The 24,242-nt window shown below is 57.6% G+C and carries 21 protein-coding genes and 1 tRNA gene; 7 read left to right on the forward strand and 15 right to left on the reverse strand.

The window, feature by feature from the left end; genetic code table 11:
- The first annotated feature begins 304 nt into the window (after positions 1 to 304).
- Positions 305 to 772: a hypothetical protein gene (locus ACR0KG_RS12565; protein WP_480827472.1), complete on the forward strand. Its 468-nt coding sequence runs from the start codon at positions 305 to 307 to the stop codon at positions 770 to 772.
- Positions 773 to 843: 71 nt separating this feature from the next.
- Here the strand turns inward: ACR0KG_RS12565 and ACR0KG_RS12570 are convergent, their stop codons facing one another.
- The 4 genes from ACR0KG_RS12570 to recA form a co-directional block, all read right to left on the reverse strand.
- Positions 844 to 1,467: a transglutaminase-like cysteine peptidase gene (locus ACR0KG_RS12570; RefSeq protein ID WP_480827473.1), complete on the reverse strand. Its 624-nt coding sequence runs from the start codon at positions 1,465 to 1,467 to the stop codon at positions 844 to 846.
- Positions 1,468 to 1,828: 361 nt separating this feature from the next.
- On the reverse strand, positions 1,829 to 2,116 hold the full coding sequence (locus ACR0KG_RS12575; protein WP_480549144.1) for a DUF1330 domain-containing protein: 288 nt from the start codon (positions 2,114 to 2,116) through the stop codon (positions 1,829 to 1,831).
- Between the two features lies 1 nt (position 2,117).
- Positions 2,118 to 4,790 (reverse strand): alanine--tRNA ligase, encoded by a 2,673-nt coding sequence (gene alaS, locus ACR0KG_RS12580; RefSeq protein ID WP_480827474.1) that lies wholly within the window; start codon positions 4,788 to 4,790, stop codon positions 2,118 to 2,120.
- A 178-nt stretch (positions 4,791 to 4,968) separates the two neighbouring features.
- On the reverse strand, positions 4,969 to 6,036 hold the full coding sequence (gene recA, locus ACR0KG_RS12585) for a recombinase RecA (protein WP_480549140.1): 1,068 nt from the start codon (positions 6,034 to 6,036) through the stop codon (positions 4,969 to 4,971).
- Positions 6,037 to 6,228: 192 nt separating this feature from the next.
- On the opposite strand from recA, the gene ACR0KG_RS12590 reads away from it, so the two are divergent.
- Positions 6,229 to 6,822 (forward strand): gamma-glutamyl kinase, encoded by a 594-nt coding sequence (locus ACR0KG_RS12590; protein WP_480827475.1) that lies wholly within the window; start codon positions 6,229 to 6,231, stop codon positions 6,820 to 6,822.
- 5 nt (positions 6,823 to 6,827) lie between these two features.
- Here ACR0KG_RS12590 and ACR0KG_RS12595 read toward each other — a convergent pair whose 3' ends face one another.
- The 3 genes from ACR0KG_RS12595 to guaB form a co-directional block, all read right to left on the reverse strand.
- Complete coding sequence (locus tag ACR0KG_RS12595; protein WP_480827476.1) at positions 6,828 to 9,119, reverse strand: ATP-binding response regulator; 2,292 nt, start codon at positions 9,117 to 9,119, stop codon at positions 6,828 to 6,830.
- A 111-nt stretch (positions 9,120 to 9,230) separates the two neighbouring features.
- On the reverse strand, positions 9,231 to 10,388 hold the full coding sequence (locus ACR0KG_RS12600; RefSeq protein WP_480827477.1) for an RsmB/NOP family class I SAM-dependent RNA methyltransferase: 1,158 nt from the start codon (positions 10,386 to 10,388) through the stop codon (positions 9,231 to 9,233).
- A 16-nt stretch (positions 10,389 to 10,404) separates the two neighbouring features.
- On the reverse strand, positions 10,405 to 11,853 hold the full coding sequence (guaB, locus tag ACR0KG_RS12605) for an IMP dehydrogenase (protein WP_480827478.1): 1,449 nt from the start codon (positions 11,851 to 11,853) through the stop codon (positions 10,405 to 10,407).
- Between the two features lie 216 nt (positions 11,854 to 12,069).
- Between guaB and ACR0KG_RS12610 the strand changes: the two genes are divergently transcribed.
- Positions 12,070 to 14,118 (forward strand): ASKHA domain-containing protein, encoded by a 2,049-nt coding sequence (locus tag ACR0KG_RS12610; protein ID WP_480827479.1) that lies wholly within the window; start codon positions 12,070 to 12,072, stop codon positions 14,116 to 14,118.
- A gap of 46 nt (positions 14,119 to 14,164) precedes the next feature.
- Here ACR0KG_RS12610 and ACR0KG_RS12615 read toward each other — a convergent pair.
- Together ACR0KG_RS12615 and ACR0KG_RS12620 are read right to left on the reverse strand one after the other, a co-directional pair.
- Positions 14,165 to 14,238 (reverse strand) — tRNA-Gly (locus ACR0KG_RS12615).
- Positions 14,239 to 14,301: 63 nt separating this feature from the next.
- Entirely contained in the window at positions 14,302 to 14,673 is a 372-nt protein-coding gene (locus ACR0KG_RS12620; RefSeq protein WP_480827480.1) for a VOC family protein, read from the reverse strand.
- Positions 14,674 to 14,712: 39 nt separating this feature from the next.
- Here ACR0KG_RS12620 and ACR0KG_RS12625 point away from each other — a divergent pair, with 39 nt between their 5' ends.
- On the forward strand, positions 14,713 to 15,249 hold the full coding sequence (locus tag ACR0KG_RS12625; RefSeq protein ID WP_480549128.1) for a winged helix-turn-helix transcriptional regulator: 537 nt from the start codon (positions 14,713 to 14,715) through the stop codon (positions 15,247 to 15,249).
- A gap of 84 nt (positions 15,250 to 15,333) precedes the next feature.
- On the opposite strand, the gene ACR0KG_RS12630 is transcribed toward ACR0KG_RS12625, so the two are convergent.
- The 4 genes from ACR0KG_RS12630 to ACR0KG_RS12645 form a co-directional block, all read right to left on the reverse strand.
- Entirely contained in the window at positions 15,334 to 16,395 is a 1,062-nt protein-coding gene (locus tag ACR0KG_RS12630) for a methyltetrahydrofolate cobalamin methyltransferase (RefSeq protein WP_480541346.1), read from the reverse strand.
- A 9-nt stretch (positions 16,396 to 16,404) separates the two neighbouring features.
- Entirely contained in the window at positions 16,405 to 17,331 is a 927-nt protein-coding gene (locus ACR0KG_RS12635) for a methylenetetrahydrofolate reductase (protein WP_480549126.1), read from the reverse strand.
- Positions 17,332 to 17,357: 26 nt separating this feature from the next.
- Positions 17,358 to 17,654, reverse strand: a complete 297-nt coding sequence (locus ACR0KG_RS12640) for a virulence factor (protein WP_170533008.1) — start codon at positions 17,652 to 17,654, stop codon at positions 17,358 to 17,360.
- 248 nt (positions 17,655 to 17,902) lie between these two features.
- On the reverse strand, positions 17,903 to 19,789 hold the full coding sequence (locus tag ACR0KG_RS12645; protein WP_480549124.1) for a PhoX family protein: 1,887 nt from the start codon (positions 19,787 to 19,789) through the stop codon (positions 17,903 to 17,905).
- Positions 19,790 to 19,969: 180 nt separating this feature from the next.
- On the opposite strand from ACR0KG_RS12645, the gene ACR0KG_RS12650 reads away from it, so the two are divergent.
- Complete coding sequence (locus ACR0KG_RS12650) at positions 19,970 to 21,082, forward strand: Ppx/GppA phosphatase family protein (RefSeq protein ID WP_480541340.1); 1,113 nt, start codon at positions 19,970 to 19,972, stop codon at positions 21,080 to 21,082.
- Complete coding sequence (locus ACR0KG_RS12655) at positions 21,082 to 21,798, forward strand: RlmE family RNA methyltransferase (protein WP_480549122.1); 717 nt, start codon at positions 21,082 to 21,084, stop codon at positions 21,796 to 21,798. Before ACR0KG_RS12650 ends, ACR0KG_RS12655 begins: the two co-directional genes overlap by 1 nt.
- Before the next feature lie 2 nt (positions 21,799 to 21,800).
- Here the strand turns inward: ACR0KG_RS12655 and ACR0KG_RS12660 are convergent, their stop codons facing one another.
- Entirely contained in the window at positions 21,801 to 21,989 is a 189-nt protein-coding gene (locus ACR0KG_RS12660) for a hypothetical protein (protein WP_480541336.1), read from the reverse strand.
- A 108-nt stretch (positions 21,990 to 22,097) separates the two neighbouring features.
- A complete protein-coding gene (locus ACR0KG_RS12665) occupies positions 22,098 to 22,964 on the reverse strand; it encodes a YihY/virulence factor BrkB family protein (RefSeq protein WP_480549120.1) in 867 nt (288 codons plus the stop codon).
- Positions 22,965 to 23,108: 144 nt separating this feature from the next.
- Here ACR0KG_RS12665 and ACR0KG_RS12670 point away from each other — a divergent pair, with 144 nt between their 5' ends.
- The gene (locus ACR0KG_RS12670) at positions 23,109 to 24,179 is read left to right on the forward strand and encodes an AI-2E family transporter (RefSeq protein ID WP_480827481.1); all 1,071 of its coding nucleotides are present in this window, start codon (positions 23,109 to 23,111) and stop codon (positions 24,177 to 24,179) included.
- The last annotated feature ends 63 nt before the right edge of the window (positions 24,180 to 24,242 follow it).

Genomic DNA, 24,242 nt, shown 5'->3' on the forward strand with positions numbered 1-24,242 from the left:
CTCTTTCACCAAGAGTCCCTCTTGTAAATTCGGCCTAACAAAGGTGTATTCTGGGCCAAAGTGTGACGTCGTTCATACAACGCACGTTTTGATTGGTGCATAAGATCGACGCAGTTGGTAATGAGTTTTGAGGAGTGGCGCTATGCGCATTAAATCCCGTTTGTTTTCCCTTGTTTTTACATCTGCATCTGCGTCTTTTCTTGCAGCAGGCCCAACCTTTTCGGACGGGACCTGCACGATCCGCACTGCAAAGCAATCGGTTTCAACAGAAACCCTTTGCGCTTGTAAGGTCGTGGACGCCCGAATGCTGCGATACATTCAGCGTCGGGCTGATTTCGAAGACATTCTATCCCGCACGCTTCAAACCTGCCCGGCTTTCGCAGCAGTTCTGACTGACTTCCCCACAGCGTCGATTACAAATCCTCAGCGTACGGGTGACGGCCCCGCTGATGAGAGCGGTGGCGGATCTGGAGGTGGTTCCAGCTCTGGTGGCGGCTCAAGCTCTGGTGGCGGCTCAAGCTCGGGCGGTGGCTCGGGTGACGGCGGTGGCACCGGCGGCGGTTCCAGCTCGGGTGGTGGCTCGGGTGACGGCGGCGGTACCGGTGGTGGTTCCAGCTCGGGTGGTGGCTCGGGTGACGGCGGCGGTACCGGTGGTGGTTCCAGCTCGGGTGATGGCGGCGGCACCGGCGACGGTGGTGGCTCAGGTGGCGGCACTGGTGACGTGGGCGCCACCGGCACAACAGACGACCCTGCCCCGAACAACAACGTTTGATACAGCTTCAAAAAAGCACCAGCTGCGTAACTCGCGGCTGGTGTTCTCTATTTCACAACAAACAAAAGCGTTTAGCTACTTCCGAATACACCTACCCAACGACGGGGTTGCTTGGGATCCTGCATGCGAAGGAACAGATACCGTGTCGATGCCCAGGGCTTGATGCTGTTTGTCAGGTTATCCAACACTAGATCGCCGCTGTCAGAACGATAGACCAACACCGCATGAGCGTTGCGACGTGTATCCAACACAGTTGCAATCAGCAGCCTTCTGGGGTCAATGCCTGCCGCGATCAGGTCACGCTTTTTCAATAGAGCAAAGTCTTCGCAGTCACCGCCCCGAGACGTTGGAAGTGCCCAACGTTCACGGGTTTTGTATTGCGATTGATCCGTCACTTCGCGAATGGTCGCGTTAACATGACGGTTTACACGCTGGACGATCTGCATTTCCTGCTGGCTGGTCAACCTACCAGACCGCTTGGTGGCACAAGCCCAGTCATACTGACGGCACAGCTGTCGCGCTCCGGAAGGCGGAGGAGAGGCTGAAACGATTGTGATAAACGCACCCTCGGAGGCCTGCACTGCTGGCGCAGCCCCCAAAGTGCCAAGCAAGAGAGCGGCTGCACATACAAGGTGCCTCGACCCTAACGTCGCGCGCGCCAAGACAGGCATGAGTTTCGTGCCGATCGATTTCATTCCTGATCCCCAATCCGTGTTCAACCATGCGATTGCAGTCAAACCGGACACTGCCCTGTTTTCAGAAAATATCCGTAAACATGGCCCGCGATGCAATCTAGGATGAACTTGACGGGGAAAAAGGGCGGAAATTCGTCACTTACCATGACAAAGTTGGGCAAGAATTGGGGTCAGATTGCCACAATTATAACGGGAATTCTGAGTTTCAACCTTAGGTTATCGAGATAACTCGATGTAATTAAACATATTTAGTCAAGAAGTGATAGTCGGCACGAAGAGTCTCAGATTCATCCTTCGCGCCTTGGCCGATTTTCGCTTATAAACCGCGTGCTTGCGCTACAAAGATCGCGCAAGATGATTCTCACTCTGTGATTTCGACGACAACCAGCTCGCGCTCACTTGCGCCGCGCGCATGATTCAAGGCTGCCTGGTAGTCGTCTGAGTTATAACACTCAACCGCCGCTTCGACCGAAGGAAAGCGCGCAACCACATTTCGGGGGCGCTCTTTTCCTTCCAGTTGAACATAGCGGGCCGCACGCGCGATGAACTCACCGCCATGTTTTGCAATCGCAGGCCCTGCCAGTTCTGCATATTTCCCATAGGCGCCGGCGTCAGTCACAGTCACATGTGCAATCCAAAGTGCAGCCATCTTATCCTCCCAATACCTGCTCGGCGGCCTTGATCGCAGCGTCTGAGCTCGTGGTATCCTTACCACCGCCTTGCGCCATATCCGGGCGTCCGCCACCACCCTTGCCACCCAATTCGACAACGGCTGCTTTGACCAGGTCCACCGCAGAAACTTTATCGGTCAGATCAGCGGTAACACCGGCCGCCACAGCTGCCTTACCGCCTGTATCCGCAATCAGCAGAACTGCGCCCGAACCAAGACGCGCTTTGTGTTCGTCGATCAAAGCCGGCAGGTCCTTGCCCGAGACGCCGCTGAGAACCTGCGCCAGAAAGCTGACCCCGTTTACATCACGGGCCTCGGCCCCACTTCCCTGCCCCGCGCCACCAGCCATTGCCAGATCGCGGCGCAGCTGCGCAACTTCGTTTTGCAGCGCCTTCCGCTCATCCAGCAAGGATTTCACGCGCACGACGACATCATCCGACTGCGCCTTTAACTCCAGCGCAACTTGTGAAAGCCGCTGATCCTGCCCGGACAGATAGCGGAACGCCTCATCCCCGGTCAGCGCCTCGATGCGGCGGACACCGGCACTGCTGGCGCTGTCGCCCAACACCACAAAGGTTCCGATATCGCCGGTCTGGCGCACATGGGTGCCACCGCAAAGTTCAATCGACCACGTCTCACCATCCTGGCCCTTGCCAGTTGGCGCTTTGCCCATCGACACAACGCGCACTTCGTCGCCGTATTTCTCGCCAAACAGGGCCTGAGCACCCAATCCACGCGCGTCATCCGGTGTCATGATCCGGGTCTCAACGGTTGAGTTCTGGCGGATGAAGTCGTTTACCTCACGCTCAACCTTTTGAATTTCCTCAGACGTCAACGCCTTTGAGTGGCTGAAATCGAACCGCAAGCGATCCGCCGCATTCAAAGACCCACGCTGCGCCACATGATCACCCAGCGTTTCGCGTAAGGCTTCATGCAGCAGGTGCGTCGCCGAGTGATTGGCCCTGATCGAGGACCGGCGAGCGTGATCAACTTCAAGCTCGACCGCATCGCCCTTGGACAGCACGCCGCGCTCTACGGTCACCTTGTGAGCATAGACTTTACCATCCGCGAACTTCTTAGTGTCTTCCACGCGCGAGACATCTTCGCGTTCTTCCAAACGTCTAATCTCACCCATATCTCCAACCTGACCGCCGGCCTCACCGTAGAACGGAGTCTGGTTCACTACGACCCAGCCGGTACCACCCTGGTCGATTTTGTCGACCAAAGCACCATCAACGATCAACGCCGCGATCTGCCCTTCAGCCTTTTCGGTGTCATAGCCCAAGAAATCGGTTGCGCCAGCGGTATCGAGCACATCGAACCACACCGCCTGATCCGCCGCCTCACCCGAGCCGGCCCAGGCTGCACGGGCCTTAGCCTTTTGTTCGGCCATGGCTGCATCGAAGCCATCGGTATCCACGGTCCGACCCTTTTCACGCAACGCGTCCTGTGTCAGATCCAATGGGAAACCATAGGTGTCATACAGCTTGAACGCGGCGTCGCCAGGTAAGGCCGCGCCCTCGGGCAAGCCTGCCACTTCTTCATCCAGAAGTTTCAGACCACGATCCAGCGTTTGCTTGAAGCGTGTTTCTTCCAACAACAGGGTTTCTTCGATCAGCGGCTGCGCCTGTCCCAACTCGGAATATTGCGCGCCCATCAACTGCACCAATGATGGCACCAGACGGTGCATAACCGGATCTTTCGCACCCAGCAGATGCGCGTGGCGCATGGCCCGGCGCATGATCCGGCGCAGCACATAACCGCGCCCGTCATTGGATGGCATTACCCCGTCGGCGATCAGGAATGAGGTCGAACGCAGGTGATCCGCGATCACCCGGTGATGCACATTCTCATCTCCGTAAGGATCAACTCCGGTTGCATCTGCCGAGGCTTCGATCAGGGTCTTAAACAGGTCAGTGTCATAGTTGTCATGGCTGCCTTGCAGCAACGCGCCGATCCGTTCCAAACCCATGCCCGTATCAATCGACTGCATATCGAGTTCGACCATCGAGCCGTCCTCGAACTGCTCGTTCTGCATGAAAACGATGTTCCAAATCTCAATGAACCGGTCGCCATCTTCCTCGGCAGATCCCGGAGGGCCGCCCCAAATATGATCGCCGTGATCATAGAAAATCTCGGTGCACGGGCCGCAAGGGCCGGTCGGGCCCATCTGCCAGAAATTGTCATTGGTAGCGATGCGGATGATCCGGTCTTCGGGCACGCCGACCTTTTTCCAGATCTCAAACGCCTCATCATCCGTATGGTAAACCGTTGTCAGCAAACGGTTCTTGTCGATGCCGAATTCCTTGGTAATCAACTCCCAGGCAAAAGGGATAGCCTCAGGCTTGAAATAGTTACCGAATGAGAAGTTTCCCAGCATCTCAAAGAACGTGTGATGCCGTGCGGTGTAACCCACATTATCCAGATCGTTATGCTTGCCCCCGGCGCGAACGCATTTCTGCGCCGTTGTGGCGCGTTGATAATCACGAGTTTCAACGCCGGTGAACAGGTTCTTGAACTGCACCATGCCTGAATTCACGAACATCAGCGTCGGGTCGTTGCGCGGCACCAAGGGGCTGGACGCCACCACTTCGTGCCCTTGCTTGGCGAAGTAGTTCAGAAAGGTCGATCGAATATCGTTCAGCGTGGGCATTTGGGCTCTCTCAGCGCGCAATCAGAATGGTTTGCGCAGGTTTACCGCCGCACCTAAGGAGTGTCCACAGCATAGGCTGCCCGAAAACGAAACAAGGCGGCACTATGGGCCGCCCTGTTCCTAATATTCTCAGCGCCTTCGGGATGCAGGGGTATTTCTGCAGCCCTCCAAGCGATTACTAAGCCTCGAGGATATCGTCATCCTCGGCGGCACCTGGTGCCATGTCGAAATCCAGCCCATGTGCTGCGCGAATCTTATCTTCAATCTGCAGCGCAATCTGGCCGTTATCTCGCAAATATTGCTTGGCGTTTTCACGCCCCTGCCCGATCCGTTCATCGCCATAGCTGAACCAGGATCCCGATTTCTCGACCACACCGGCCTTCACACCCAGATCGAGCAATTCACCCATCTTGCTGATGCCTTCGCCATACATTATGTCGAATTCCACCTGTTTGAACGGCGGTGCCACCTTGTTCTTCACAACCTTCACGCGGGTCTGGTTACCCACCACCTCATCACGATCCTTGATTGCGCCGATACGGCGGATGTCCAGCCGGACCGAGCTGTAGAATTTCAGCGCATTACCACCGGTCGTGGTTTCCGGGCTGCCGAACATAACACCGATCTTCATCCTGATCTGGTTGATGAAGATGACCATACAGTTCGAACGGCTGATCGAGCCGGTTAGTTTGCGCATCGCCTGGCTCATCAATCGAGCCTGAACGCCGACATTGCTGTCACCCATGTCGCCCTCAAGTTCGGATTTCGGCGTTAGCGCCGCCACCGAGTCGACCACGACCATGTTCACCGCACCCGACCGCACTAGCGTGTCGGTGATCTCAAGCGCTTGTTCGCCGGTATCAGGTTGCGAGATCAGCAATTCATCCAGATCAACACCAAGCTTGCGCGCATATTGCGGGTCCAGCGCGTGTTCGGCGTCGACAAAGGCGCAAACCCCGCCGCGTTTTTGCTGTTCTGCAATGCAATGCAGCGTCAGCGTGGTTTTACCGGAGCTTTCTGGCCCGTAAATCTCGACAATCCGGCCCATGGGCAGGCCGCCAATTCCCAGCGCAATATCCAGACCCAGCGACCCGGTCGAGCTGGCCTCGATATCCTGTTTGCTGTCTTCACCCAGCTTCATGATCGAGCCTTTGCCGAACTGACGTTCGATCTGGGCCAGCGCACTGTCGAGCGCCTTTTGCTTATCTGCGTTTTTCTTGTCGCTCATCGTCAGAAGATCCGCCATTGTCCTGTCGCTTTCCCTTTTGTCACACCCTTTGCCGGGCGGCAATCGCTGCTTTGTTCGCCTCTTGTTCCTTATGGGACCAAAAAGAGAACATTTCAACTAAAACTTACAGAACCTACTCTTCGGCAATTGTGTTAAAGAGTGGTTTACGACAATCTGCAATCGTAACGGTCCAAGTCTCGGAATTGATAAATGCTTGTTTTTTATAAAGAACGCCTTGCGTTTTTATCTGTACCCAAGACAGGTAGCACCGCCTATCACATGGCGCTCGGATCACGCGCGGATCTGGTGATCACGGGCCCGCCCGAGTTGAAACACGCCCCAGTGCGCCGGTTTGATCGTTTTTTTCAAAACATGTACCGAAAAATATATGACACCGAGATGGAGATCATGGCTGTCGTGCGTGAACCCATCGACTGGCTGGGCAGCTGGTATCGCTTTCGCAGCCGCGATGACCGTATCGGGCATCCGCATTCAACCCGTGATCTAAGCTTCGATGAGTTTGTCCGCGCCTATATGCAGAACCCGCGCCCGGAATTTGCGGATGTGGGCAGCCAGAACCAGTTCTTTCGCACCCGCAACAACGGCGTCGGCGCCAGCCACGTTTTTAAATATGAACATCAGGACAAAATCCTGAACTTCCTGCAAGAGCGGCTGCAAATGGACATCACCCTGCCACGCGAAAATGTCTCTCCGACCCGGAACATGTTTCTGACGCCTGAGACCGAGACCATGTTTCGCAATAAACACTCCGAAGAATTTGCGACCCATGACGCAGCGCTTTAGCCGCGTCAGTTGAGCTTTTCGAATACGGCTTCGGTCAGTTGGTTCAGTGAAAACGGCTTAGGCAGGAAGGTCGAGTTGGCGATCTGCGGTCCGGAATCGCCAAACGCGCCTTCGGTGTATCCAGACACAAAGACAACGCGCGCATCGGGCCGGAATTCCAGGGCCTTGCTAACCCAGGTCGGACCATCCATGCCCGGCATCACCACATCGGTTACAAAAACATCAACGACCAATTCAGGGTCGTCCAATATGTTCAGGGCATCCTCGGCGGACTCGGCCTCGAGCACCGTGTAGCCTTTCAGGCGCAAAGCGCGGGTTGCAAAGGCGCGGACCGGAGCCTCGTCTTCGACCAGCAAAACGACCCCTTCACCTTGACGGGCGGTCTGCGGGCTATGCGATACATCTTCGATCACTTCTGGTTCAGAGGCGGTTTTGCAAACCGGGAGCAAAAGAGTGAAGTTCGTGCCGTGCCCAACAACGCTGTCGACAAAGATAAATCCACCTGTCTGTTTCACGATACCGTAGACGGTAGACAGGCCCAGACCAGTCCCCTCGCCGGTGCGTTTGGTCGTATAAAACGGCTCGAACACTTTTTGTAGCTTATCGGCCGGTATTCCTATACCGCCATCCTTGACCTTGACGGTGACATATTCGCCCGGCTCGACCGTGGCTCTGTCCCGCGTCAACGGGTTCGTCAGGGTTAGAACCTCAGTCTCAATCCGAATTTCACCGCCTTCGGGCATGGCATCGCGGGCGTTGACCACCAGATTCATCAGCACTTGTTCGAGCTGGCGCTTATCGGCCCGAACGGGTTTGAGCACGGGGTCATGGCTCAGCGTCAGATGTACCTTTTCCCCGACCAGACGGTTCAGTAAGTGGATCAGATCCGAGATCGTATCCCGCATATCCAGCACCTCGGGGCGCAAGGTTTGTTTGCGCGAAAAGGCCAACAGCTGGCTGACCAGAGCCGCAGCCCGGTTGGCGTTCTGGTTGATCTGCACGAGATCCGCATAGTCGGGATCATTCTGATCGTGCCGCAGCAACAGCAGGTCGCAATGGCCTGAGATGGCGGTCAGCAAGTTATTGAAATCATGCGCAACACCGCCCGCCAACTGCCCGACAGCCTGCATCTTTTGTCCCTGCACAAATTGCGCCTCAAGCGTTTTTAACTCGGTCGCATCGTTCAGAACCGCGATCAAACATACCTGACCATCTTTGTGAACACGGCTGAGTGTAACTTGTATGAATACCTCTTTGTCATCACGACTAAGACGCAGAAACTCGGACCGATGCGCTTCTTCTTCCGCTGCCGTCCGAGCCAGCCACTCTAACACAGGATGGTTCAAGCCCTGCATGATGGTGCTGATGTTAGTGTCGGTGAGTTCACCGCCACCCAACAGCTTCAACGCCAGCCGGTTGGCTTGCAGGATCGTCCCGTCAGGGGACAGGCACAAAAGCGGCACGGGAAGATCGTTGAAATGCGTCCCGATCCCCTGTTTAGGAGGGGCGGCCAACGGAACCAGCGCCAGATTGCGCCCTGTGCTCGAGTTGGACAACTCGGACACGACCGCGGTTTGATCCCCGGCTTTGGTACAGAGCCGCATGATACCGATTTGTTCATTGCCAACTTCGGGCAGTACCTGATCCATGGTTTCTGGCAGAAAACCCAATAGACGTTCAGCGGCGCGGTTCAGTCGCAATACATCACCGTTTCGCCCTTCGGTCAGAACCGGCAGAGACACTGAGTCCCAGGGTCCGCTCTCTTCAAATCGAAAACGCCAACACAACAGCCCGTCACATAGCCGGAAGACCGATACCGGGATTGTTGTATCAAGCGTCACCACATGTTCGTGCGCCCGGCCCTGTGATTGCGCCCGCGATTGCAGGCGCAGTAAGATCGCCGCCGGGTTGGCAAAGACGGGGCGCAGACAATGGGTCAGTGCCTCACCTGGCATCGCGCGGAGCCTTTGATAGGAAGCCGCATTGGCAATCAGGATTTCGCCCTCGGCATTGGCAATCAAACAGGGGTACGTATCCTGCTGCGCAAAGGCTGCCATCACGGCGGTCGATCTCTGTACAGATCGGTTGCTCAGCGCCACCCTGAGAACAGCAATCAGCGCAATCACTGCCAGCGATCCACCTGAAACCCAAAGCCCCATGGCCCAATCCGGGGATACAAGTTTCGTGCTGGGTGCCAAAACAAGTGCGAGCGCCAGCAGGGCCAGTGCAGCAATACGTTGTATAGAAGGGACCGTATCAGAACGCGGTTGATAGGGTAAATCGGCAATGTCGGACATCAATGGCTCGGTCAAAAGGGCGTTGGGGCATCAGGAACTTAAATTGGTTAAAACCCGCTTAACGAATCCAGTCGCACGAGCCTCTACCTGAAGTTGCTAGATCCCGCCCTACTACCGCGTCAAGTGTGCCGTAAAGAAACCATCCACACCGTGTGTTACCCGCCACGATTGGCGTAAAGACTGCTGCCAGTTGGGGTTGGTCTCTAAAAACGCCTCGACAATGTCGCCGTTCTCACAGTCAAGCATCGAGCATGTGGCATAGGCCAGAACACCATCGCGCTGCACAAACCCCTGAATGTCATTCAATATTTGGGCTTGAATATCCGTCAATTCGTGTAAACGCGTCCCGGTCAAGGCCCATTTCCCCGCCGGAGCACGCCGCCAGGACCCGCTGCCAGAACACGGGGCATCGGCAAGCACGATGTCAAACGGCCCATGGTCTGCAAGCTCACCAGAGCTGAGCAAGGTGATATCAGCCCCCGCCCGCTCCGCTCGATTGGGCAAATCCCGCATGCGGCCTGCATTCACGTCATGGGCGAACACGGTGACATCTCTGTGCGCAGCAAGAGCCAGCGATTTACCCCCGCCGCCGGCGCAATAGTCCAGAACACGCATACCCGGCTGCACATCCAGCGCCGCCACAACGGCTTGGCTCGCAGCGTCCTGCAATTCAACCAGCCCGTTTGTATAGGCACGGCTTTGTCCGATCTTGCGCGCACCGTCCGTGACATCAAGCGCCGTTTCACAAATTGGATGCGGGATTGCGGCGATGCCCTCCGCAGCCAAGGCCTCGGTCGCCAACGCAAGATCGGCTTTCAGAAGGTTCACGCGCAGATGAACACCCGCACGGCTCTGCAAAGCTTCTGCAGCGGCTTCCGTATCCGCGCCCAACGAGGCACAAAACTGCGGCCACAGCCATTCAGGGATGTCCAATCTTTCCGCATCGCTTTCAAAAGCACGCGCGGTTTCGGAGGCACTTACAGGCGGCGGAGCATGCCTGTCGCCCGCAAACACGGAGCTTACATCACCACCCTGCGCCCGCACGGCCCCGATCATTAGGCCGCGCCCGGTACATGCACCGCCAAGCGCGGCAAAAGATCGTTTGCGGCGTAACGCGTCAAACACATGATCCCGCACCGCTGCACGATCCTTGGACCCGGCAAACCGGCTGCCGCGCGCCCAGCCGGTCAGGGCCTTTTCAACGGGTGCTCTGCCCAGTATCTCATCCAGAATCTCGATCGAAGCCTGGACGCGCGCCGCAGGTGTCATGTCTTAACCTGCAACCTTACATCACCCGATAGTTCGGGCTTTCGCGGGTGATCTGCACGTCATGCACATGGCTTTCTTTCAGACCTGCCCCGGTGATTTTCACAAAGTTGCAGTTCTTACGCATCTCTTCAACGGTTGCACAGCCGGTATAGCCCATCGCTGCGCGCAGGCCGCCCACCAACTGGTGCACGACAGCCCCGGCTGACCCTTTGTAGGGCACCTGCCCCTCAATCCCTTCGGGCACCAGCTTGTCATTGGCGGCATCCTTCTGGAAATAGCGATCCGCCGAGCCACGCGCCATCGCACCCAGGCTGCCCATGCCGCGATAAGATTTGAAAGACCGGCCCTGATACAGGATCACCTCACCCGGGCTTTCATCGGTCCCAGCAATCATCGAACCCACCATGGCGCAGGAGGCCCCTGCCGCAATGGCCTTGGCAAAATCGCCCGAGAACTTGATACCGCCATCGGCAATAACCGGAGCATCACCGGCTGCCGCCGCACAATCCATGATCGCTGTCAGCTGGGGTACGCCAACCCCGGCCACCATGCGCGTGGTGCAGATCGAGCCCGGCCCGATGCCAACCTTGATCGCATCTGCGCCTGCGTCGATCAGCGCTTTGGTCGCCTCGGACGTGGCAACGTTCCCTGCGATGATCTGAACCTCGTTCGACAGGGTCTTGGCGCGTTTCACCGCATCCAGAACACCTTGTGAATGGCCATGCGCGGTATCCACGACGATGATGTCGACACCTGAATCGACCAGCAGTTCCGAGCGTTCAAAACCGGCATCGCCAACCGAGGTTGCAGCCGCCACACGCAGACGGCCAAGGCTGTCTTTGCAAGCGGTCGGGTTCAGCACCGCCTGTTCGGTGTCTTTCAAGGTCAACAAACCAGTCAGCTTGCCCTCACCATCAACCACCAGCAGTTTTTCGATCCGGCGAGCGCGCATCAGGCTTTTGGCTTCTTCCAGATCGGCAGGCTCTTGTAGCATCGCCAGGTTGTCCGCGGTCATCATCGCGTGGATCGGCGTGTCATCCGAGGTCGCAAAGCGCATGTCCCGATTGGTCACGATGCCGACGACGCGCCCCTGATCATCCACCACAGGGAACCCGGTGAAATTGTAGCGCTGCACCAGCGCCTGCGCATCGGCCAGTGTCTGGTTGGCGCGCAGCGTGACCGGGTTGTAGACGATCCCAGATTCGAAGCGTTTGACCCGGCGCACCTCGCGGGCCTGTTCTTCGATCGAAAGGTTCTTGTGGATCACCCCGATGCCCCCCGCCTGGGCCATGGCAATGGCCATGCGCGCTTCTGTCACGGTGTCCATGGCCGAGCTGAGCAGCGGGATGTTCATGGTAATCTGACGTGTCACACGTGTCGTGGTATCTGCCGTGGCCGGTAGCACCGTTGATGCCCCTGGCACCAAAAGAACATCATCAAAGGTAAGCGCCTCACGAATCTGCATCTGATCACCCCATGCAAAAGCCCGTTTGGCGGTGACCCTATTGCATGGATCATCCCCAAGGAAAAGCCCCTGAACCCAAGTTGTTGTTAAAAGCAACAGAACACCGCGCCTTAAAACGACGCTTGTTGGTGAAAACCTGCCGCTGAATGGCCTTTCCCTTTGCGTATAAACTCATATCTTGCGCGGGACACGCGCAAATTCAAAGGCAGGCCATTCATGACCACCGACCCTCTTGTCGTCTTCACCCCATCCGGCAAACGCGGGCATTTCCCGGTTGGCACGCCAATTCTGACTGCAGCGCGGCAGTTGGGTGTTGATCTGGATTCGGTCTGCGGCGGGCGCGGCATCTGTTCGAAATGCCAGATCACACCCAGCTATGGTGAGTTTCCTAAACACGGCGTGACGGTGAATGATGGCGCGCTGAGCGAATGGAACGCGGTCGAGCAGCGCTATGACGACAAGCGGGGGCTAAAGCCCGGCCGCCGTCTGGGCTGTCAGGCCACGGTACAGGGCGATGTCGTGATCGACGTGCCCCCGGAAAGCCAAGTACACCGTCAGGTGGTGCGCAAAGCGGCCACTGCACGCGCCATCACCATGGACCCGGCCACGCGCCTGTATTTCGTTTCCGTAGAAGAACCAGACATGCATTCGCCCACAGGTGATCTGGAGCGGCTGGAGCGCGCCTTGCGCGACCAATGGAAGATCGACGCCATCACTGCTGATCTGTCGCTTATGTCCAAGCTGCAACCCGTTCTGCGCAAAGGCAAATGGGAGGTCACGGTCGCCATCCACAAAGGCCACAAGGACTCTGTCGCGCGGGTTGTTGAAATTTGGCCCGGCCTGCACGAAGGCGGTCTCTATGGTTTGGCCATCGACCTCGGTTCGACCACCATCGCGGCCCATTTGACCGATCTGGATACGGGTGAGGTCAAAGCCTCTTCCGGCCTGATGAACCCCCAGATCCGTTTTGGCGAAGATCTTATGAGCCGCGTGTCCTATGCCATGATGAACCCCGGCGGCGATCAGGAAATGACCAAAGCGGTGCGCGAGGCGATCAACGATCTGACCACCTCAATCGCTGATGAGGCCGGAATTGACGCCGCGCTGATCGTTGAAACGGTATTTGTCTGCAACCCGGTCATGCATCACCTGCTGCTGGGTCTGGACCCGGTCGAGTTGGGGCAAGCCCCATTTGCGCTAGCCACATCCGAGTCGATGTCCCTGCCCGCGTGCGAGATGGACCTGACCAACATGAACCCACGCGCGCAGGTCTATATCCTGCCGTGTATCGCAGGCCATGTGGGTGCGGACTGCGCCGCTGTGGCCTTGTCGGAAGAGCCCGGCAAATCCAAAGATCTCGTGCTGATCGTCGACGTGGGCACCAATGCGGAAATCCTGCTGGGCAATACCAGCCGCGTTCTGGCCTGTTCCTCGCCCACCGGACCGGCCTTTGAGGGTGCTCAGATCAGTTCCGGCCAGCGCGCCGCCCCCGGAGCGATTGAGCGGATCGAGGTCGACCCCGTGACCAAAGAACCCCGGTTCCGTGTCATTGGGTCCGAGAAATGGTCGGACGAAGAGGGCTTTGACGTCGATATCGCCACCACCGGCATCACCGGCATTTGCGGGTCCGGCATTATCGAAGCCGTCGCTGAAATGCGCATCGCGGGCCTGTTGGATGAAAGTGGCCTGATCGGCTCGGCCGAGCAGACCGGCACACCGCGCAGCGTGCCCGAGGGGCGCACCCATTCCTACCTGATCCACGATGCCAGCGCTGAGGGCGGCCCGCGGATCACCGTCACCCAAGGCGACATCCGCGCCATTCAACTGGCCAAATCCGCGCTCTATGCAGGCGCGCGGTTGTTGATGGATGAGATGGAGGTCGACCGGGTGGATCGCGTTGTCCTCGCAGGTGCGTTTGGTGCACATATCTCGACCAAGCACGCGATGGTTCTGGGCATGATCCCGGATGCCCCGCTGGACAAGGTGTCCAGCGCCGGGAACGCCGCAGGTACAGGTGCTCGGATAGCGCTGTGCAACATCGGTGCACGGGCCGAAATCGAGCGCGTGGTTCGCGAAATCACAAAGGTCGAAACCGCCATCGAGCCGAAGTTCCAAGACCATTTCGTGGCCGCCAACGCGATCCCGCACAAGACGGACCCGTTCCCCGAACTGGCCCAGGTCGTCACCCTGCCCGCGCCCTCGTTCAATACAGGCGGTGGCGAGTCCGAAGCTGGTGGAGGTCGGCGCCGTCGCCGCAGGGGATAACTGCATCAGCGCAGGACCTAGTTTTCCGGGTCTAAACACGGACATCTGGAGCGGGTAGCGGGAATCGAACCCGCGCGTTCAGCTTGGGAAGCTGACAGGCTACCATTACATCATACCCGCCGCGCAGATGTGGATAGCACCCCCTTTGACCGGGGTTCAAGAGGGATCATGCGGGGCCAAAATCTACTTGGTCAGGTCCTGCGCCAGCATCAGCGCATTGTTGTCCGGGTCAAAAAAGGTTGCCGTGCTGACCATGCCTTCGATGGTCTCGGTTTCGCCATCAAACCGTACGCCAGCGGATTCCAGCGCCTTGCGGGCTTCTGATATATTGGCCACGCCGAATACGGGCACGCAGTTGCCGGGATTGGGCTCTGCCTGCTCGCCCAGACCCAGAGTCACGCCCTTGGTGTTGGTCTGCACCTCGCTCCAGCCTGCTTCGTCCATATGGTATACAAGCGAGAAACCCAAGTTTTCCTGATACCACGTCGCGCTTGCGTGGCGGTCGCGTACGGACAGGGCAAGTGTGATCGTATCATCAAGAGAAACGCGTGCCATGTGCTTTACCTTTTTTCATAATACTAGTAACTATACTTTATGGACATTCCGACACTTGTCAACCTGACATCACGGGCCTGGTCACTCAGCATTCTGGCGCTGTTGGATGCGGGTACGCCGGGACGTCAGGCCCCCTTGCTGGCAGCGACCAACGCAAGCCGGACCTCCTTTCGTGCCAGCCTTGATCACCTGATTGCGCTGCGTCTTCTCGAAAGAAATCCGGGCCACGGCCATCCTTTGCGGCCCGAGTTTCGGCTGACACTAAAGGGTGTTGAGGCCGCGCAGATGGCCAGCAAGATTATTAAGGCCGTACCTGATGAAAGTGAATTTGCCCTGCTACGTAAAAGCTGGTCAGTCCCAGTTTTAGCGTTGACCAACTCGCCTCAGCGATTTTCAACCATGAAAACGGCACTGACTACAATCACGGACAGGGCGCTATCCGAGTCCCTGTACAGGCTGGAAGATCATCAATTGATTCAACGAGATATCAACCTTTCTGAACGCACACCCTACCCGACCTATTGCGCGATCAACACCGGTTTAGCGGTGAACAACGCCATCGGTTTGCACATCTGAGATCATACGCTGATCAGAGCTTCTCCTGCATGGAAAATAGAAAGGCCGGGCAAGTGCCCGGCCTGTGATCAAGTTGCGTTCAGCTTAGGCGCGGCGGCGGCGACCGCCTCCGCGACGTCCTCGCCCTTCTCCCTCGGCTCCGGGTGCCTCGGGGGCTTTGTTGAACCTGATCCACTCACCACCATGGGGGTCGTTGTTGGTGAGCAAATTGGCGGCGCGGATGGCCTCCATTTCTTTACCAGCGCGCGGTAGGGTCGATCCCAAACCGAACATCTGCACGAATGTCTCATCATCCATACCTTCAGGCAGGATGATACCTGCGGCGGCGACAGCCTCTTTCTTTTCGGCAATCTTCTTTTGCGTGACCGGCAATGCCACCGGGTTCATGATGGCCGAGGTCATGCCAGCGCCCATCGCCATCGGCAGGAAGGCGTTGTTGATGCCGTGACGGTTTGGCAGGCCAAACGAGACGTTGGAGGCACCGCATGTCGTGTTCACGCCCAGTTCTTCACGCAGGCGGCGAACCAAAGCGAACACCTGCTGACCTGCGGTCGCCATCGCGCCGATGGGCATCACCAGCGGGTCAACGACGATGTCATGAGCTGGGATACCGTAGTCAGCAGCGCGTTCGACAATCGTCTTGGCAACCGCAAAACGCACGTCGGGATCTTCGGAAATGCCAGTATCGTCATTCGAGATGGCAACAACCGGCACGTTGTATTTCTTCACCAGCGGCAAAACCAGCTCCAGACGCTCTTCCTCGCCGGTGACCGAATTCAGCAGCGGACGGCCTTCAGCCGCCTCAAGACCCGCTTCCAACGCACCAGGGACCGAGCTGTCGACGCAGAGAGGCACATCGACCAAGCCCTGTACCAGCTCAACGATCTTGCGCATCAGCGGCGGTTCGGTCTCGTTCGGATTGGGGTTCGAGTTGTAGACAACACCCGCATTGATATCCAGAACGGTCGCGCCTGCAGCAACCTGCGCCAGCGCGTCTTTCTCGACGGTCGAGAAATCGCCCGCTTCCAGTTCGGCGGCCAGTTTCTTGCGGCCCGTGGGGTTGATCCGCTCGCCGATCACGCAGAACGGTTCGTCAAAGCCCAGAACGGCAGTTTTTGTTTTTGATTCTACGACTGTACGGGTCATGTCCGTTCCTTAGGAATTTGCGGGCTTTGCCGAAGCGCCGCCGTTATTGATCGCCCAGTTGGCGTTGGTCTTAATCCCGCCCAGCGGGAAGAAGTGGACGTTGGTGATGTTGAAATCCGGGTTGGCCGCTTTGTGGTTGGCCAGTTCGGTGACAACATCAGTCGGCTCATAGGGCAGCAACAGCTTGGACACGTCCATGGCGCGTTTCTGCAGAACTTTCAGCGACGGACCAACGCCACAAGCGATGGCGAACTTGATCAGGGTCTGCAGTTTGGCAGGGCCAGCGATGCCGATATGGACCGGGATGTCGATCCCCGCCTCTTTCAGACTGTCAGCCCAGGCAATGATCGGCTTGGCGTCAAACGCGAATTGCGTGGCCAGCGCCATTTCGGCATCCGTGGTCTCAGAGAACTTCTGTTTCCAACGCAGTGCGTCATCGACATTCTTGGTCGAGCCGTCCGGGTCGATGTCTTTGTTGCCCTCGGGGTGGCCTGCGACGTGCAGACGTTTGAAACCAGCCTTGTCGAACAGACCGCTCTCCAGCAGCTGCATCGAACTGTCGAACTCACCATGGGGCTTTGCAACACCACCGGCCAGCAGCAGCGCCTGCTCAACACCGGCTTCACCCTGATACATCGAGATCCAGTTCTCAAGCGTCGCCGCGTCCTTGATGATCCGCGCCGGGAAGTGTGGCATCACCGGATAGCCATCATCAGCGAGGCGCTTGGCGGTCTTGACCATATCTTCGATGGGTGTGCCCTCGATATGCGCGATGTAGACGCGGGTGCCTTCGGGCAACAACGCGCGGAAATCTTCAACCTTTTCGGCGGTGCGGGGCATCACCTCGATCGAATAGCCCTGCAAAAAGGCTTCGACGGTCGGATTAACCGGCCCGTTTTCGACCGCATCACGTTTCTTGAAGTTCAGCAAAGCCATTGCGGCCTCCCATAGCTGTCTCGGGCTCATGCCCAACCGTCATTGGCGATCAGCGCTTTGATGCGGTCCTGATCGTATTCCGTTTCCAGACGCACGGCCTGTGCCTCCGCAATCTCGGACGGGTCGCCCTCAACTGCAAAAGGCGCGGCTTTGCGCCATTCCGCAAGGTAGGCATCACTGTCCTTGGCATTCACCTTCATAGCGGCGCGGTCGATGGCTTGTTCAAACCGTTCTTCCAATTGCCGCTTGGCGCCGCGACGGCCTTTGCCGACGATGACCTGAGCGGGAATGTCGCGCCAGTAAACGATGGTGACGTCAGGCATTGTTGTGATTCCTCCTAACCCGATGGGGCGGTTCTAAACATCTATATGGGCCTGGGTCGGTCGGTTTTCGACACAAGTGGTATTTCAAGCGACTTTTTGGCCTACGGTTGTGTACCGGCGCTTGTAGCTGAGTTCCCAGCCAATCAGCATATCAAAATTCTCATTGTCACTATGAAACTACTGCATGAAACAGAAAAACCCCGGACGAAGCTATGCGTCCGGGGTCGTCGTTCAAAAGATCAGCGATGTTAGCCGACCAGACCACCGTCTTCGCGGGTAACCGCGATGATCGCAGAGCGTGGAACCGCGTCACCGCCTTCGGGCCAGTGGCTGTTGCCGTCCTCACCCGGGTGCTGGACGCCCACGAACATGGTGCGGCGATCAGGCGACCAGCTGATACCCGTGATCTCACACTCGTTCGGGCCAACCATGAAGCGTCGGATTTCGCCGGTGACCGGATCGCCGGCCAGCATCTGGTTGTTACCCTGTCCGGCGAAATCGCCTTCGTTGCCATAGTTGCCGTCGGTCTGGATCCACAGCAGACCATTGCTGTCGAACTTCAACCCGTCGGGCGAGTTGAACATGTTATCCGCATTGACGTTGTCCGAGCCGCCATAGGCGTCTTGATGCACAGTCGGGTTACCGGCCAGAACATAGAGGTCCCATCCAAAACCTGCCGCGGTATGATCGCCACCATTCGGGGTCCAGCGCACGATTTGGCCATAGTTGTTTGCCTCACGCGGGTTTGGTCCGTTGACCGATGTGTCATCTCCACCGGCATTCGGCTTGACGCCCCGGTTCTTGTTGTTGGTCAGACAGCAATAAACCTCGGGCGAGTTGGGGTTTGCGGCAACCCATTCCGGACGGTCCATCGTAGTCGCGCCAACCGCTGAACCGGCCTGACGTGTGTGGATGCTGATTTCAGCCTGCGAGGCCAAACCCGTGGTTTCTGGCGTTAATTCCAGCCACTCACCCGTGCCGTCGTCGTTGAACTTCGCAACGGACAAAGTGCCATTTTCCAGCAGCGCATTGGTGTCAACGCCTGCCGCATAAACGCCGTCCGATACAAAGCGATACAGGAACTCGCCCCGTTCATCATCGCCCATGTAAACGACGACGCGACCATCGTTGTTTACAACCGCTTCAGCGTTCTCATGCTTGAAACGACCCAGCGCGGTCAGCTTGCGTGGGGTCGAATTTGGATCGGTCGGGTCAATCTCCACCACATAACCTGCGCGGTTCGGCTCATTGGGGTTTTTCGAGACGTCAAAACGGTCATCGATCTTGGCCCAGCCATAGCCCCAATCCTTGGACGAGACGCCGTAGCGCTTCAGTTCAGGGCTGACCTCGTGGTTCTCATCAGCTGCCGAGAAGTAGCCGTTGAAGTTTTCTTCACAGGCCAGATAGGTGCCCCAGGGCGTCATGCCGTTGCCGCAGTTGTTCCAGGTGCCCTTCGAGGTGGTCCCTGTTGCATCAGCTGCTGTTTTCAGCAGATCGTGCCCAGCCGCCGGGCCGGTCAGGGCCATATCGGTCTGCGGCGTAATACGACGGTTGTAAGGGCTGTCCTTGACAATCGCCCATGTGCCATCGGTGTTGGCGATCTCGACCACGGTGACACCATGGGCCATCATGCCCTTGGCAACATCATCGTCCGAGGCCGCCTTGGCATCGGGGTTATTGCCCCAAAGGATGTCACGGTTGGTGTATTCGTTGTTCACAACCAGCAGCACATGACCATCATGCAGGAACACATCCTGACCGTCGGTATTGTCGCCGAATGCACGTTCCTGACTTGCAGCGGTACCGCGCGTTGCATGGTCGAATTCGGGTGCATCGGACCAAAGCGGGTCACCCCAACGCACCATAACCTCGGCTTTGTAGCCCGCGGGCACAACTACGTCATCTGCGGTGGAAACCGGGATTGCATCAAACGCAAAACGATCCGCAGCCGCGCGTGCACCTGAGGGGACAAACGAGCCCGCGACAGCCGTAAAACTGCCCATCGCCAGAACACCGCCCAAAAAACCGCGTCGCGACAAGGCGCGTTCAACCACACGGTCAAATTCGCATTCTTCGGGGCGGGGATTTACGACCTCATCATATTCATCAAAAGAAAGGGTGTGCTCGTCTTTCATGGCAATCTCCATATCTGGCTGAAAGCTGGTAGAGAATCCCGTATCGGGGCTCGGCCACGGGATCGCACCCCAGTATGAACGCGGTGTGACACTCACGTTAAATTCAAAATTGAAATCACTTGCGCGTCGGCGATCCCCCGCCTAGGGTCAAACTAACTCGAAAATCGGAGGGCGTGACGAATGGCGCCCAAGCGTCCCAAAGGTGCGGGCGCGTTCCCGAAGGCGGTCGAAAGCCCCGCGCCGGCAAGACCCGATCCAGATGCGCTCTATGCGGCGTTGGATCTGGGGACAAATAGTTGCCGCATGTTGATCGCCCAGCCCAAGGGCAGCGGGTTCCATGTGGTCGACAGCTTCTCCAAATCCGTGCAATTGGGCGCGGGTCTGGAACGGACGGGGCGACTGTCTCGGGCCTCGATGTCGCGCACGGTTCAGGCCCTGCGCATCTGCCAGCAAAAGCTGAAACGCAACAAGGTCAAACGGATGCGTTTGGTCGCGACCGAAGCGTGCCGCCGCGCCAAGAACGCGCGCGACTTCATCCGTCAGGTGAAGCGCGAAACCGGCCTGACGCTGGAGATCATCCAGCCCGAGGAAGAGGCACGGCTGGCCGTTATCTCTTGTGCGCCTTTGGTCTCCACCAAGACCGAACAATTGCTGGTCGTTGATATCGGCGGCGGTTCGACCGAACTGGTTTGGATCGACATATCTTCGATTCCCCGCCGCGATCGCCCGGCCGCGATCATGCGGCTTCACAATGGCTTTCACACAGCTGACAGCCCCTTCCCCGCCGCAAAGGTCGTGGATTGGATCAGCGTGCCCCTTGGTGTCGCCACCCTGCGCGATCAGTTCCACGACGTCGAAGACGACTCGGCTCGTTTCGCCCTGATGAGTTGGTTTTTCGAAGAAAATCTGGCCGACTTCGCCCCCTACAAGGACGAACAAACCCGCGAAGGATTCCAGATCGTCGGCACCAGCGGCACGGTCACAACCGTTGCCGCGTCGCATCTGGGGCTGAAGCGCTATGACCGAACCAAAGTGGACGGTCTGCGCATGACCAGCGATCAGATTGACAAAGTCATCCGCGGGTATTTAGAACTCGGCCCTCACGGGCGCCGCCGCGACCCCCGGATTGGGGATGACCGGCAGGCCCTGATCATGTCCGGCTCGGCCATTTTGCAGGCCCTTTTGCGTTGCTGGCCCACCGACCGCTTGTCTGTAGCGGACCGGGGGCTGCGCGAAGGTCTGCTTTATGCACAGATGAGTGCGGACGGCGTATTGGAAGACGGACCTTTCTGATGGCAAAGACACCGAGTGGAAAAAACACCTCAGGCCGCGGACAGCGCGACCTGAAGGTAAAGGTAAAGACGGCGCGTGGGCGTAAGCTAAGCTCAACACGTTGGCTCGAGCGGCAGCTGAACGACCCCTATGTCAAACGCGCAAATGCCGAAGGGTATCGCGGGCGCGCGGCGTTCAAGATATTGGAACTGGACGAGAAATTCCGATTCCTCGTACCCGGTGCGCGCGTCGTGGATCTGGGTTGCGCCCCCGGTGGCTGGCTGCAGGTTGCGGTCAAGCGGGTGAATGCGCTGGGCGAGAAGAGCGGCAAGCGCATTGGCACTGTACTGGGCATTGATCTTCAAGAGGTCGAACCGGTTGCTGGTGCGACGGCTCATGTACTGGATTTCATGGAAGATGACGCCGATCAAAAGGTCAAAGACTGGCTGGGCGGCAAGGCCGATGTGGTGATGTCGGACATGGCCGCCGCGTCGTCAGGCCACAAACAGACCGACCATTTGCGGATTATGGCCCTGTGCGAAACGGCTGCGTATTTTGCCTTTGACGTGTTGGAAGAAGGTGGCACGTTCGTCGCCAAGGTTCTGGCCGGAGGCGCCGAGGGAGATTTGCAAAAGCTGTTGAAACAGAAGTTCGAGAAGGTCGCCAACGTCAAACCGCCCGCATCCCGGTCGGACAGTTCCGAGAAATTCGTTGTGGCGACAGGGTTTCGCGGCTGAAGTTAATCTTCTGTCGTCAACTGCACTGCAAGCGGATGCTCCTGAAAAGACGCGGCTGCAAGGTTCTGCATCTCAACAACCTCTGAATGGTTCAAATAAACCGGCTTACGATCCCGCAACTGCGCGATACGCTGCTCCAATGACCCCTTCACGTCCCCTACACAGGGATGTTTCTGCATCGTTTCTGACATACGCCACCTGCAAACAAACCTGAGGCTGATGCCCCTAAGGCTGTCTACAAGTGAATTTTGCCGGGATCATGGCCCAATACCGGCAAGCGCGTGCCGATCCATCGGCACCTAGGCCTGCACGCCCGTATCGTCTTTTGATAGATCAATCAGCGCGCTGTTGTATTCGGCCCCCAAAATCACAATCGCAGCGCAAAGGTACAGGAAGATCAGCGCGGCCATGGCCCCGGCCAAACCGGCGTAAGTGGCGCTGTAGCTGGCGAATTGACCGACATAGATCGAAAAACCCCATCCCCCGGCCCCCAATAGCGCAAGTGTTAGAAACACGCCCGGCAGGATCTGCATCAGACTGTGACGTCGCGTGGGCAGAACAAGATGCGCCATCAGAATCGTCACTACAGGCACGGCCACTGCAAAGGTCCACCGCAGGCGATCCGCCGACAACCAAGTCGCGACATCTAAGTCTGTGTGCTCGGAAACCAGCGCCGTGTAGACGGGCAAACCCACCTCGACCGCTGCGACGATCAGGATGGCTGCACCGCCCAGAATGACCAAAGCGATACACAGCAAACGCGTTTTCCAGAAGGGCCAGCTGTCATGGTCGTGGTAGGCGTGATTCATAGCTGTCCGCACCGCTGCAACCCCGTTTGAGGCAAAGTAGACAGCTAGCAAACCGCCAAGCGTAATTGCCCCGGACCCGGACCCATCCAACACCGCCCGCAGCTCCGCCACAATCGGTCCGGCCACATCCTGCGGCCATGCACCAAAGATCAGATCGACCAGTTCATCCGTCACATAGCCCTGCGAAAGTGCCCCTGCCAGCGCGACGGTGAACAGTACAAAGGGAAACAGCGCCATCATCATCGACATAGCGACATGGCTGCTCATGACAAAGCCGTTCTTGGCATTGAACCGCCGCAGCGCCAGAAACAGCGCCTTGACCGGACGGGCAGAGAACAGAATCGAAGCACCAGACATGGTGCAACCCTAGCCCGCCGACGGCCAACGTAGAAGTCGCTCGATCACAAATCCGGAATTATAAACAGCTGACAGCATTGCATAAACCTATCGGGCTGTGCAGGATCAGAGCACGCATGCGCCCTGCCCCAAGTCAGGTTATCTATGACATCGGACCCCAATACGCCCACAACGCGCCGCCGCCTCAGCCTGTCTGTGGTGCGCGACAGCTGCATCGTTGCAGCTTTGGTAGTGCTGGGGCTCTATGCAGGCGCTGCTTTTCTGATCCCACTGACACTTGCCCTTCTGATCAACGTTCTGATCATCGCCCTGAGCGATCGCGTCATCTCCCTGACCCAATCACCGATATGGCTGGCAAACCTGGTCGGAGTGACAATTGTGTTGGCCGGTTTGTTTACCATAATGTACATATTGGGCAGCCAGGCGACCCAATTCGCACGCGGCATCACCACCTATGAAGCCCAGTTCGATAGCGCAATCAACCGAATTGCGGGATTGGTGGGCAGCGATGTGACAACGTTTATCCGGGACAACCTTGTCAGTATCGACATGTCCTATCTGGCGCGGCTGTTGCTGGGCAGCGCAACATCGCTGCTGAATCAGTTCTTTCTAATCAGCCTCTATGTTTCGTTCCTTATGGTCGAACGTTTGGCCTTTCGCAAAAAGATCCAGCTGGCTGCGGGAAGCCCGGAAACCGGGAAAGAGCTGTCGGCAATGCTGGATGCAATCTCGTTCAGCCTACAGCGGTATGTCGGTGTCAAAACCCTGATCAGCCTGATCACGGCGGGTATCAGCTATAGTATCTTCCGCATGCTTGGCCTGGAATATGCCGAGACATGGGCAGTTCTGACCTTTGCCTTGAATTTCATCCCTTCGATTGGATCGATCATTGCCGTGGTGTTTCCGGCTATGATCGCTTTAGTCCAGTTCGAAAGCATCGGCCCGTTTCTGATAGTGGTTCTGGGCTGCGGCACGATCCAGTTCCTGATCGGCAATTTCCTGGACCCTGCGATGCTGGGCCGGTCCCTGAACATGTCCACATTCCTGGTCATACTGGCGTTGACTTTCTGGACGACGGTCTGGGGTTTGATCGGAGCCTTTTTGAGTGTGCCCCTGACGGTCTGCATCCTGATCGTTTTCAGCCATATCCCGGCGCTGCGCCCAGTCGCAATCTTGATGTCTTTGGATGGGCGATTAGGGGACGACTCCAGATAAAAAAGAAGAAGAACGCAGCTTGGTTCGCCTATCGCCTCTAACCCAAAGCAAACAGACGGAGCC

It is taken from the genome of Ruegeria sp. H4 (genome assembly GCF_056533065.1).